Raw genomic sequence first — 13013 nt, forward strand, 5'->3', positions numbered from 1 at the left:
GGTATTCACTACACCCGAATTGCAAGTGATCATTGGGACAGTTTCATCACTGCTTTTAAAAACTGCAAGCAAAGTATTGGTAAGTTTTTTACTGTAGGAATTGAAGGTAATAATTGCAAAATAAGGCATCGAATAAGGCGTGGTTTTAGAAGAAGTTGTAATTTCTCCAAAAAGCTTGAAAACCATTTTAAAGCCTTCGACTTAACCTTCTTTTACATCAATAATGGCTTCATTTAATGTCAGCATACTTTTTAAAACACCACCTAATAATTTTCCTGTTGTTATAAATATTCTTATAATTTTAGCAGCGGTCTTAATGACTCGACTGCGGTAACTCAGTGACCAGTCGTAAAGATACAGACAACTCGTCTAACTGAAAATGCGGTCTCAAAAAGACCACAGATTTGTAATGTCCAGGTTCAGCCGGATTTTCTACAACTTTTATCGAAGCTTCACGCAGTGGATACTGTGCTTTGGCTTCCTGTGAAGCGCCATCATCCAAAAGTACATATTGAGACAGCCAGTCGTTTAGAAATGCTTCGACATTTCCTGCAGATGTAAAACTTCCCACCTTATCTCGCATCATTGCTTTTAAATAATGAGCGATTCGCGAGACTGCCATAATGTACTGTATCTGACTGGATAATGCGGAATTGGCATTGGCAATATCGTTATCATATTTCTTTGGTTTTTGGGTAGATTGGGCACCGAAGAACGCGGCATAATCGGTATTTTTACAATGTACTAATGGAATAAAGCCAAGATCACTGAGTTCTTTTTCACGACGGTCCGTAATCGCAATTTCAGTCGGGCACTTAAATATGATTTCTCCATCATTGGTTTTAAAGGTATGCACTGGCAGACCTTCGACCAAACCGCCACCCTCAACCCCACGAATCGCAGCACACCAGCCATGCATATCAAAGGCATTGGTTAAACGCGTCCCCAAAGCATAAGCAGCATTCATCCACAGGTATTCATTATGATTTTCACCTGAAACTTCTTCTACATAGTTAAAGCCTGCTGTCGTATTGCCATCTTTAGGATGATAAGGTAAACGGCCTAATACTCGTGGAATAGTCAATGCCAGATAACGAGCATCATCACTTTCCCGGAATGAACGCCATTGCACATATTCAGCTGTTTCAAAAATTTTAGAAACATCGCGTGGGCGATCAATATCAGTAAAAGTTTCCAATCCGAACATGGAAGGACTTGCAGCTGAGAGAAACGGTGCATGTGCCGCTGATGCTACATGTGAAATCTGCTCGAGCAAATACAGGTCTGAAGGTGTGCGATCAAACTCAAAGTCACCAATGAGGGTCGCATAAGGCGCACCGCCAAATGAACCATATTCTTCTTCATAGATTTTTTTAAATAGAGTACTTTGATCAAAGTCGCTGGCACTTTGAAAATCTTTAATCAATTCTTTTTTGGTCGTATTCAACATACGAATTTTAATTAAAGAGTGTGATGGCGTTTCCTGACAAAAGTAATACAGCCCTCGCCAGGTGGACTCAACTTTTTGAAACTGCTCGTGATGCATGATCTTGCTCAGATGGGTAGAAATAAGCGCATCAATTTCTGCAATGCGTTTATCTAAAGCCAAGGTCATATTGTCTGAAACTATAACGGTACCGGCCATGACTTCCTTGGCCAACTCACCAATCAAACTTTTGGCCCGATCATGTTCTTCTTCATTACGCGCAATTTGACTACGTTCAACAATAGAGTCCAGAATTGAGTATTCTTCAATAGCAACATTCGTGGTAGTTGCAGCATTAGAGTGATTCATTGTCTGCCTCCATACTCATTTTACGGATTTGGTCGGTATTTTTTAAAATATCATCCAGTAAATCTTCTAGACGTTCATTATTGGATATTTTATTGCGTAAATCAGTTAAACGTTCTCGTGCTTCTACCAGTTTTCGCAAAGGTTCGACTTGTTGGACTACCTGTTCTGGCCGAAAATCATCCATCGCATTAAAAACCAAATCTACTGATATTGTGCCACTCTCTTCAGTCAAACTATTTTCCACCTGAAAACTGGCACGAGGCGCCAGAGACTGCATCACCTCATCAATATTTCCCAAGTCTACATTGATAAATTTTTTATCTTTGAGCTTGGTTTTTTCAAGTTCCGATGCTGCTGAAAAATCTCCCAAAACCCCTACCACAAAGGGTAATTCTTTAATTTCACGGCCATCACCGACCTCAACATCGTAGGTCAATTGCACACGTGGTGGTCGAATACGCTGTAATTTTTTTTGTACACTTTCACGCTTAGCCATCATGATTTTCCTTATTAATTATTATTTAATGATCCAAATGGATTAGTACTAGGAGTGGGGGTTCGTGTACTGATACTTTCTGTTTTTTTACTACTGATAGCAGCCGTATTATTTTTTAGATTGCTTTTCGATGCTTTATTTTTATTTTGACTTAGGTTTTGTTTTACTGGGATATTTGGTTTCTTTTTAGTCTGTTTTACTTTTGAGTTCCGCGCTGTCATTAAGGCAGATGCAGAAAATTTTGCTACAGGCTGTGCCAGATAAATATGTTCACTTAGCGACTTGGCTTGTGGATAGGTAGAGTCATTTAAGGCACGGACTTCTGTACTACGCATCTGTTCCAGACTTTGGGAAGATATCCCAACTCCTGCCAGGAATTCTAGATCAGTTAAATCTTGATGAGTATAATTTTGCTGATGTAATTGCTCGATTAAATTGAGCGCTTTCAGATGATCACCGACTTCAACATAGCGTTTGGCAATTTGGGTAGACAATTGCTGCTGCAGATGCATATTTTTTCTTGCTGTCTTGTCGCATAACTGCTGGTATAAATCAATGATAGTTGAATCAGTATCATTTTTTGCTTGTGGATAGCTCTTGATACATGATTTTTTTAATTCTGCTGCATGGGTTTGAGCAAAACATAGCTGCGCCATCCCTGAGATGAGCAATACAATAAAACCTAGATTATTTTTCAAAATAAGCCTCAATTTTTGGTTATTGTTTTATATTTTTATAATCAAAATTTATTTTTCTATTTTTATAATTCAAAAATCTAGTTGCGGATTTAACAAAAAATTATCACAGGAAGTCAATACATAAATGCGTTTTTGTTAAATTATTTTATGTAATTTTTAAAATGGTAAGATTCCGACCAATGAATGCAGACATTTGGATAGACTTGAGTAGAATATGCCAAAAATCTTGAGCCAATATATCTTGATTGCTCATAGAAAAACTTAAATAAATAAAAATAAACCTAATAATAACAAATATATAGCTATAAATTCCAAAAACATCAGGCTGTATATTCTAAGAGAGAAAAATATGAGTAATTTAAAAATTTTGATTACAAAATTATCTGAGCATGCACGCCTATGCCTTGAGAAATCAGCGAATTTCTGCATCAAACAGCGAAATCATGAAATCGAAATTGAGCATTTTCTCTTAGAATTGCTACAGCAGCCAGACCTGAACGATCTCAAATTATTGCTCAAAAAGTATAAAATTTCCGAAGATGATCTCACCCATGATCTGAATCAGAGCATTCAGCAAATGACTAAAGGCAATTCTCGTACGCCTATCTTTGCCAAATCCATTATTCGTGCATTAGAACATGCCTGGCTTTTGGCTTCAGCAGAACAGAATCCGATGATCCGCAGCGGACATTTACTGGTTGCCCTGCTCACTGCACCTGATCTATATCAAATGACGATTCGTGCTTCTACTTTATTTGAGCTATTTCCAATTGATCATCTCAAACATCATTTTTTGGAGCTCTGCGAGCAGAGTATTGAAAACCCGAGCTATGCTCAGCTTACTAAGGTAAAAGAAGATTCACCTAACGCACAGCTAAAATTAAATAAAACACTGGCACTCGATCAATACACCATTAATCTGACTGAAAAAGCACGCCAAGGCCAAATCGACCCGGTGATCGGTCGTGAGTTTGAAATCCGTTTGATGCTGGATATTCTGATGCGCCGTCATCAGAACAATCCCATACTTACCGGCGATCCGGGAGTCGGTAAGACTGCTGTAGTAGAAGGATTGGCCCTGAAAATTGTGAATGATCAGGTACCTGATGTACTCAAAAATGTAGAACTTCATGTATTGGATCTGGGCTTATTACAAGCAGGTGCCAGTGTAAAAGGCGAGTTTGAGAATCGCCTGAAGCAAATCATTCAAGAAGTTCAGTCCTGCAGTTATCCTATTATCCTGTTTATTGATGAAGCCCATACGCTGATTGGTGCAGGTGGTCAGGCTGGTCAGAATGATGCCGCCAATCTGTTAAAACCAGCTTTGGCACGAGGAGAACTGCGTACTATCGCCGCTACTACTTGGGCGGAGTACAAACAATACTTTGAAAAAGATGCTGCGCTTAGCCGCCGTTTTCAGGTAGTGAAGGTAGAAGAACCTACTGAGGAAGTCGCCATCGATATGTTGCGTGCCATGATTCCGGTCATGACTCAGCATTTTCAGTTGCAGATTGATGATGCAGCAATTGCTGCTGCGGTACGTAACTCGCATCGTTATATCAGTGGACGGAAATTACCGGATAAGGCCATTAGTGTATTAGATACAGCCGCGGCACGAGTTGCTTTGAGCCAAAATGCACAACCTGCAAAGTTAGACCAGTTACAGGCACAGCTGCATAATCTTCGGCTTGAACATGAGATTTTAAATCAGGAGCATCAAAATTTTCCGTGTCATCAGACACGTTTAATTGAATTATCAGAAAATATTTCAAATTTGGAACAAGAAATTTCTCAGATAAGCCTGCAATGGCAGCAAGAACTTCAACTGGTTCAGGAAATAAAATTATTACAGGTTCAATCCAAAAAAATTGAAAATAAAAATAAAATTAAAGTATTACAGCAGCGTTTGACCCAGATTCAGGCTGATCACCCACTTGTGTTCGAGCGTGTAACAGTCCCTATGATTCATCAGATCATTTCTGACTGGACCGGAATTCCAGTCGGTAAAATGATGAATGATGAAATCCGACAGGTCTTAAAACTCCAAGATAAATTATCGCAGCGTGTGATGGGTCAGGACTTTGCTTTGCATCAACTGGTCCAAGGTATTAAAACATCTAAAGCAAAACTGGATGATCCGAACAAACCACAAGGTGTATTTTTATTGCTTGGTCCAAGCGGTGTGGGAAAAACTGAAACTGCCCTGGCCTTGGCTCAAGAATTGTATGGAGGTGAGTCGCATCTGATCACGATCAATATATCGGAATATCAGGAAGCACATACCGTGTCTTCGTTAAAAGGTGCTCCTCCAGGTTATGTCGGTTATGGTCAAGGTGGTGTGTTGACTGAAGCAGTGCGTCGTAATCCTTATAGTGTGATTTTACTGGATGAAATCGAAAAAGCTCATTCTGATGTGCAGGAATTATTTTATCAGGTCTTTGATAAAGGCATGCTGGAAGATAGCGAAGGTCGGCTGATTGATTTTAAAAATACGACAATTTTATTAACTTCAAATGTCGGTTCTAGTGCCATTATGCAGGCCTGTTTAAATCAACCCGTCGAAAACTGGCCGGATGCAAATAGATTAATTGAACTGCTCAAACCAAGTTTATATCAGCAATTTAAACCGGCATTTTTAGGGCGTATGCAGATTGTGCCTTATTATCCTTTACACGATGAGCTATTGATCCAGATTATTCAGCATAAACTGGGGAAAATTACCCGACGCATTCAGCAGCAATATGTCACCCAGGTCACTTATAGTGGGGACTTGCTCGAACTTCTGCTCAGCCGATGTACCGAGGTTGATAGTGGTGCGCGCAATATTGATCATATTTTAAATGCTTCAGTATTGCCTGCTTTGGCTACAGAAATATTGAGAACCATGAGTGAGGGAAAGATTCCTAAACTGATTCATATTGAGATCAAGAATGATGAAATTTTTTATAGCGTAGATCCTAAAGTTAAAATAGCACCAAAAGTACGGTCTAAAAACAGTAAAGTAGATGCTGCCTAGTAGAAGTAAATTAAAGCTAATAATAAATAAAATATAATAGTTGGAATAAATATGAGTCTGGAATTTGAATATTTATTGAAAAGTATTTCAGCCGATCAGCCCTGTGGCATGGATTTTTCATTTTCAAATGATTTTCATGTGATTAAAAAGGCCAGAACTCGCGATGATCCTTTATTGGACCAGGGTGACTGGGTCTCGGAACCGAAACAGGCCAATTGGCAACTTGTACACGATAAAATAATTGAATTATTAACTGAAAAAACCAAGGATATACGCCTATATAGCTGGCTCATAGAGGCTTGGAGTCATTTCTATGGTTTTGAAGGGATTGTCAGAGGGTTAGAGTTGACCCAGCAAAGCCTTGAGCGATATTGGTTAACCTTACATCCCCAAATCGAAGAGGATGATCTTGATCAGCGTTTGGGATTATTAAAAGGTTTGATTGCGCAACTGCCAACGCTGATGAAACAGGTGCCTTTGGTCAGTTCTGCACCTTTTTATAGTTTAAGCGATTATGAGGTATTACTGCATCAGCGCAATATACAGCTCAAACAGCAGCAAGATGATTCTTCTGAATATAATGCTGTTCAGGACTTGGAGTATTTTGAGCAATTGTTGCTGAAGACTCCTCAAACAGTGTTAAACCAGAATGAACTATATTTTCAGGAAATTCAGAAACAATGGCAACGCCTTAAAAATACACTGGATCTTTTGCTGGGCCCGGATGCACCGAGTTACGCGAGCACAGATTCTCAACTGGAATCAATCTTTTCTAGTATCAAACGCATTTATAAAACTGATATTTCTCCAATATCTCAGGATCAAATAAATACATCGCAATCCGGCACTCTCAAAATACCTGAAATAATAGTAATGAATACCTCGCTTGAAGATATACAAGAATTTCGACTTCACGCCCAAAATCATCTGGCCAATCGTCAACAGGCGATGCAGTTATTACAACAAATATCTGAATATTTTCAATCGCATGAACCACATAGTCCAGTAAGCTACATGCTGCAAAAGACAATCAAATGGAGTCAGATGCCATTACATGAATGGCTGGCTCAAGTCATTAAGAACGATAATCCGATTGAAAATGTACATGAATTACTGGGTGTATATGCCAACGATGAACCTAAGAATGAGTGGTAAATATTAAAATGTTTAAAGCAGAAAAAGTACTTTGGGGCGAAGGTCTATTTTTAAGACCGCAGCATTTTCAATTACAGGATGCCTATCATGAACAACGCTTGAGTCATATGATTCGGGCGACATTTCTTTTTGCTCACGGAATACAGTCTATTCAGTTTGATGAAGCTCAATTCAATATGCATATATTGGCATTGAGCAAAATTGAAATGATCTGGCAAGATGGTGAAATTTATCAGGCACCTGCACAGGATTTATTACCAGAACCGGTACAACTGGATACCTTAAACCTGCGTGGTGAAATGCTAATTTATTTGGCTTTACCAATGCTACAACCGAACAAGCAGAATGTAAGTCATGCTGAAAACACTCAGACGAGTCGTTATCACTCACATTTAATCTCTACTCATGATTTATTCACCGATGCCACTACAGCGGAGATCACCCTGTTACGCCGTCGGGCAGAATTTAAACTTTTTGAAGTTGGCCATGAACCTCAGCAGCCTCTGGATGGTTATTTATATCTTCCGGTTGCTCAAATCAAAAGACAAAGTTCGGGAAATTTTAATTTTGATCATAAATTTATTCCTCCAATTTTACATATTCAGGCCTGTGAATATCTGCTAGACAATTTAAAGCGAACTTTAAATATCATCCGGGCTAAGATTAAAACGATTCAATCCAATAATCGGGAAAATGAACAGAAACTGATTGAATTCCGTTCTGGGGATATCGTCTCTTTCTGGCTAGTGAATGCCTTAAATACTGCTTATGCAACCTTAAATCATATTTTGCAATATCCCCAAATTCATCCGGAACGGCTATATGCGGAACTTTTAAGACTAAGCGGCTCCTTACTCACATTTTCAACAGCCTATGACATCGATCAACTACCGCAGTATCAGCATCATCATTTGTATGACAGTTTCAATCAGCTTGATATTATTCTCAGAGATTTACTCGATACAATTATTTCGAATCGATATATCAGCATCAGCTTAAAAGAAACGCGCCCGTCCTATTGGCTCGGTAGTCTGGAGACTGACAAGATCAGTCGCAATACCCGGCTATATCTTGCTGTATCGAGTAGCATTATGCCTGCACATGATCTGATTGCCTATGTTCCGATCCGTTTTAAAGTCGGCAGTAGCATAGATGTAGAACAACGTGTGGTTGCAGCTTTGCCTGCTGTACCCGTCCAGCACCTCATGCAGGTTCCTACTGCAATTCCAGTACGTTCCGGTGTGCATTATTTCGAGATCGAACCAAATAATGAACTGTATCAGCGCATGCTGGATTCAGAATCAATTTGTGTTTATATCTCGAACGGTTTTAAGGATATTACGGTTGAACTGATTGCTGTCATGAATGGATAAAATAAAAATGAATACAATCGCTAATTCTCCTTCTTCACTTTTTGATGATGATCAAATCGGGGCCGGTTATACAGCCATGCAATCTGTAGAAAGCTACCCTACCTATACGAATAGTCTGGTAGATTTACTGCATGACGGCTTCTATATTGTTTTCCTGTTAAAAAATCATTATCTCCCTACAGATATTGAAGCCTTTCGTGAAAAAATTCTGGAGATGTTGAAAAGTTTTGAACATCAGGCACGTCAGATGCAATTTTCAGCTAAAGATATTCAAGATGCAAAATATGCCTATTGCGCTTTAGTAGATGAAACAATTGTCACGCAGCAGGATGAGCAATTTTTTGATCTGCAAAATGCCTGGATGATCAGTCCCTTGCAGTTGATCCTGTTTGGCTCACAACTTGCAGGTTTTCGCTTCTTTGAACATCTGGAAGAAATACGCCATAAAGATAAGCAACGTCTGGCAGTATTAGAGGTATATCATCATTGCCTTTTATTGGGATTCCAGGGAAAGTATCGAATTGAATCTATTGAGCATTTAAATAGTCTGATTGCTCGTATCGGAGATCAGATTGATTATCTCAAGTGTAAAAAAGTTGCTTTTTCTCCTTTTTCAGCAATTCCAGATCAAATCCGACATATCATCCATCGTGAATTACCATTTTTCTGGATTCTGATATTTTTATTATTATTTGCTGTGATCAGCTTTGTGGTTTTTAAATATGCCTTGTCAACAGAACAAGCTGCTGTGTTTTCTCAATATCAAAATTTGATTAGCACTCCTGCTGAACAAGCTTATATTACGATTCATTTACCCTAACTCAATTTTCAAATAAATATGATGAACCCTTATAAAAAATAAAGACTTAAAAAATGGCGCCGTTGGATAAGTTATGCTCCAAAAAATATTTTTAAAGTTATCATTAGATCAATCATTCAACTAATGATTTTGATTATATTAAGCAGCTTTATTGTATTAAGCTTGACTATGTTGGTACTACTGTCTTACGAATTGCGATTAAGAATACAGGATTTATTTCTTGATTTGATTCCACAAAGCAGACAACAATTTGCTCAAGTAAAACAGTTTGTGCAGAAATTTCATCGGGCTGCATCGCCAGAGCACCTTCAATCTGAATGGTATTTACAGCAATGGTGGATTTTGATTGCAGGATTTAGCTTATTTGCCAGTATTTTAATGTTCACTTTTACGCAGCCACTTACTGCAAGTAAGTTTGAAGCTGAATATTTAAGGAAAGTTGATCCACAGATTTATGCATTATTAGATGGGCAAATATTAACAGCGCCAACTGAAGTCGATGAACAGCTTATTATTGAAGCCTTACAAGAAGAAGTTTTAGCAAATCATTCTGTAATTTCAGCGCAAAGCCTTAATCTGAATATTGAAGACATTCATATAAATCCAAATATCAGCACAGCAGACCGTAAATGGCATAAGATGAATCCACGATTTAAACAGCGCTTACTGATGGTGTTTAAAATTATGCGCGAACAGCATGGTTATGAGCTGGTTGTACTCGAAAGTTATCGAAGTCCGGAAAGGCAAAACTCTTTGGCGACCAACAGTAATATTACTAAGGCTAAAGGCTTTCAAAGTTATCATCAGTTTGGTTTGGCTGCAGATATTGCCTTTAAACGCGATGGTAAGGTGGTGATTAGCGAACGTGATCCATGGGCCATGCGTGGTTATGAGTTATATGGCCAGATTGCAGAATCGGTGGGTTTAACCTGGGGCGGTCGCTGGAAATCCATTAAAGATTTTGGACATACTGAATATCGTATGCCCGGTTTAAAGAAAACAGCTGAAATGGCTCATCAACTCATTCATGAAGGACAATTACAGACTCAAACATTTCAGCCTTAAGCATAAAAAGTGAATTAATTTAGAAAGGCCTGCATGTGTTTGATCACTTCATCTGGTTTTTCACCATGCAGCCAATGTCCTGTATTTTCAATGCATTCAATTTTCGCCTGAGAAAATTGCTCATCAATTGCTGTAAAGTGTTCAGGTTTTGAGATATAAAAAGAATTACCGCCACGAAGAAATAAAGCTGGCAGATTAATTTTTTCGACCTTTTCCCAATCCATAATATCTGGATAATGATCAAATAAAGCCTGAACATTAAAGAGCCACTGCCCTTTATTAAAGGATTTTAATAAAAACTGAATTACCATTTCTTCATCAATGTATTCACGCATAATTTTTGCTGCCTCAAGTCGTGAAGCAACATTTGCTTGCTGCACCGCAAATAAAGCTTTAAAAATCTCAGTATGATGACTCTCATGATATTGGATTGGTGTAATATCCAGGACGACCAACCTTTCAGTTTGTACACGGGCTAAATCAGCCAATTTCATGGCAATTTTCCCACCCATGGAATGCCCTACTACTACGAACTTTTGAATATTTAAACTGGATAAAGTTTCTAGGACATCTTCAGCCATAAGCTGATAATTTAAGTCTGAACTATGAGCAGAAAGACCATGATTGCATACATCAAGTTGGATCACGGTTCTTTGCTCAGAAAAATATCGAGCTAGTACGCCTAAATTACTTAAACTACCGAATAAACCATGAATGAAGACCATTGGAGATAGTACTGACGTTTCGTGGTGTTGAAGTTGATAATTTAGGATCATTTGAGAATTCCATGATTTCTTTGTTTAAGTGTTTATAGTGGGTTTATATTTGGAATTAATCAATTGCGAAATTTTTAAATATAAAATCCTGCTTAGGCTATTTTATGGGGATATATTTTGCTTAGGCTAAATAATTCATAAACGAATCATAAGTATTTAAAATTACGATTTTAGATCTGGATGGATATTTGGCTATCTATAAATAAGAAAGAAGATGGTTGAGTTGTGGTGCAGACTAAATAAAATTAATGAAAATCTTAAAACTGGGATTTAATAACATGTAAACCACTTTTAGGTCAGAGTGTTTCTTAAACTAACTCGCTGTTATTACCCAAATAGACTGAGGTAATTTTGAAAATATTGTTTTTAATTATTCATTGCTTATTATTTATCAAAAAATGACTATTCATAAGTAGCTTATTAATCCACTTGATTCTGTTTAGAATAATACGTCTTAAGTCCAAATGAGTTACAGGTAGTAAACATCAGCATTATAAATTTCCCCTCTCTCCCTTTCTTGATAAAGTTGTTAAAATTATGTATTGCTTAGGCTATTTTAATATCTTAGGATGTTCAAGTTATTAGCTTAAATATAAACGTGCAATCACGCTATCCTACTTAAATTGTTCTGTTCAAGAAATACACCGCATAAATAAGACATTTTTTAGAAATTACAAAACCACGGTTATTCATTTATTCTTATCAATAGATTAAATACAGTGGATATATCCCCGAGGTAAGCTGTCATTAAAAAGTAAACATGTATTCTTTTCCGAATTGGTTTGATACTCTCTCCACCCATTGCTCTATTTTATCAGCTGTCATGACTTGAAAATCTCGCCAATAATATTTCATCTGCTTCCATACCATCTCGATTCGATTTAACTCAGGGCTATAAGCTGGAATAAAATACAAATTCGTCGAAAAGTTACTTTTAAGTAGCTCTCTGTAATCAGCCATCTTTTTACTTCTATGAATCGAGGCATTATCAACAATAAGAACCAATGGAAGGTTATAAGTCTGTTTTACTTGTTGAGCTATTCCAGTTAAATAGGCATAAAACCAAGTGCTTGTAACTGACTCTTGTAAACAACTTGTCACCAGTTTCCCCGTTGAAAGCAAACACCCCATGACATTAACTCGTTTTAATCTTATTGCATCAACCGCATGAACATCACCTATCTTTGTCCACGCATAGCGGTTATCAGGTGTAGATGAAAACCCTGTTTCATCAACATAACCTAATATAATTTCACCACGTGCCGCTTGCTCTCGTAATTTTTCAATCTGCTGTGTTGCTTGTTCAAATGCAATCGGATCTCTTTTTTTTCAAGCTATGACGGGTACGCTTGAAGACCATACCTGAATCACGTAAAAACTTACGAATGGTTTCAACAGACACGGACACTTCGTATTCTTCATGTAGTTTGACTCGGATTTGTTCTGCATTGAGTGGACTTGTATTGACCCAATCTAGGATTTTCGCCTGATAGTCTGAGATCAATGTATTGGGCCGACCTGAGCGATGACCTTCTTTAATCGATTCAAACTCATACAATTCCCAACGTCGGCGTTGTAGCCTTATGGTTTCTGGGATACGTTCTTGTAGAGTGGCAACTTCCGCAACACTTTTACCTTCAGAAAGCCAGAGAATAGTTTGGGCACGTTGTCTTTCACGCCAATGTTTTGCATGCTTGGCCAGAAAAATGAGTCGTTCTCGCTGTTCTAAACTAAGTGGTACAGAAACAATTCGAGGCATGTGTGAACATCTGTTAACTAAAAAAACTTTTTCGCATGATTAGTTATTTTTGTCAACTTA

The 13013-nt window shown here is 37.9% G+C and carries 12 protein-coding genes; 6 read left to right on the forward strand and 6 right to left on the reverse strand.

Annotated elements, in window-relative coordinates; translation table 11 throughout:
* Nucleotides 1–237: IS1 family transposase (locus ACNPNW_RS04940; RefSeq protein WP_448766626.1), on the forward strand; the 237-nt coding region annotated here is incomplete at its 5' end.
* Between the two features lie 76 nt (nucleotides 238–313).
* On the opposite strand, the gene tssC is transcribed toward ACNPNW_RS04940, so the two are convergent.
* Genes tssC through ACNPNW_RS04955 form a run of 3 tightly spaced genes read right to left on the reverse strand, consistent with a single transcriptional unit; the run spans nucleotide 314 to nucleotide 2989 of the window.
* Nucleotides 314–1795 (reverse strand): type VI secretion system contractile sheath large subunit, encoded by a 1482-nt coding sequence (tssC, locus tag ACNPNW_RS04945; protein WP_420937271.1) that lies wholly within the window; start codon nucleotides 1793–1795, stop codon nucleotides 314–316.
* Complete coding sequence (gene tssB / locus ACNPNW_RS04950) at nucleotides 1782–2291, reverse strand: type VI secretion system contractile sheath small subunit (RefSeq protein WP_253147138.1); 510 nt, start codon at nucleotides 2289–2291, stop codon at nucleotides 1782–1784. The genes tssC and tssB overlap by 14 nt, the downstream gene beginning before the upstream one ends.
* Nucleotides 2292–2305: 14 nt before the next feature.
* Complete coding sequence (locus ACNPNW_RS04955; RefSeq protein ID WP_420937270.1) at nucleotides 2306–2989, reverse strand: hypothetical protein; 684 nt, start codon at nucleotides 2987–2989, stop codon at nucleotides 2306–2308.
* A 349-nt stretch (nucleotides 2990–3338) separates the two neighbouring features.
* Here ACNPNW_RS04955 and tssH point away from each other — a divergent pair, with 349 nt between their 5' ends.
* The 5 genes from tssH to ACNPNW_RS04980 all read left to right on the forward strand — a co-directional run bounded on the left by tssH (nucleotide 3339) and on the right by ACNPNW_RS04980 (nucleotide 10418).
* Nucleotides 3339–6005, forward strand: coding sequence for a type VI secretion system ATPase TssH (gene tssH / locus ACNPNW_RS04960; RefSeq protein ID WP_420937269.1), 2667 nt, complete (start codon nucleotides 3339–3341; stop codon nucleotides 6003–6005).
* Between the two features lie 51 nt (nucleotides 6006–6056).
* Complete coding sequence (gene tssA / locus ACNPNW_RS04965) at nucleotides 6057–7160, forward strand: type VI secretion system protein TssA (RefSeq protein ID WP_253173850.1); 1104 nt, start codon at nucleotides 6057–6059, stop codon at nucleotides 7158–7160.
* 8 nt (nucleotides 7161–7168) lie between these two features.
* Entirely contained in the window at nucleotides 7169–8533 is a 1365-nt protein-coding gene (gene tssK, locus ACNPNW_RS04970) for a type VI secretion system baseplate subunit TssK (RefSeq protein ID WP_420937268.1), read from the forward strand.
* A 7-nt stretch (nucleotides 8534–8540) separates the two neighbouring features.
* Nucleotides 8541–9353, forward strand: a complete 813-nt coding sequence (icmH, locus tag ACNPNW_RS04975; RefSeq protein WP_420937267.1) for a type IVB secretion system protein IcmH/DotU — start codon at nucleotides 8541–8543, stop codon at nucleotides 9351–9353.
* A gap of 123 nt (nucleotides 9354–9476) precedes the next feature.
* A complete protein-coding gene (locus tag ACNPNW_RS04980) occupies nucleotides 9477–10418 on the forward strand; it encodes a M15 family metallopeptidase (protein WP_420937266.1) in 942 nt (313 codons plus the stop codon).
* A 14-nt stretch (nucleotides 10419–10432) separates the two neighbouring features.
* Here ACNPNW_RS04980 and ACNPNW_RS04985 read toward each other — a convergent pair whose 3' ends face one another.
* From ACNPNW_RS04985 to ACNPNW_RS04995, 3 genes are all read right to left on the reverse strand, one after another.
* Nucleotides 10433–11194, reverse strand: a complete 762-nt coding sequence (locus ACNPNW_RS04985) for an alpha/beta fold hydrolase (RefSeq protein ID WP_420937265.1) — start codon at nucleotides 11192–11194, stop codon at nucleotides 10433–10435.
* Nucleotides 11195–11941: 747 nt separating this feature from the next.
* The gene (locus tag ACNPNW_RS04990; protein ID WP_121533679.1) at nucleotides 11942–12508 is read right to left on the reverse strand and encodes an IS630 family transposase; all 567 of its coding nucleotides are present in this window, start codon (nucleotides 12506–12508) and stop codon (nucleotides 11942–11944) included.
* Nucleotides 12498–12953: a helix-turn-helix domain-containing protein gene (locus ACNPNW_RS04995; RefSeq protein ID WP_004973749.1), complete on the reverse strand. Its 456-nt coding sequence runs from the start codon at nucleotides 12951–12953 to the stop codon at nucleotides 12498–12500. Before ACNPNW_RS04995 ends, ACNPNW_RS04990 begins: the two co-directional genes overlap by 11 nt.
* Between the last annotated feature and the right edge of the window lie 60 nt (nucleotides 12954–13013).

This window comes from Acinetobacter endophylla (assembly GCF_053543775.1).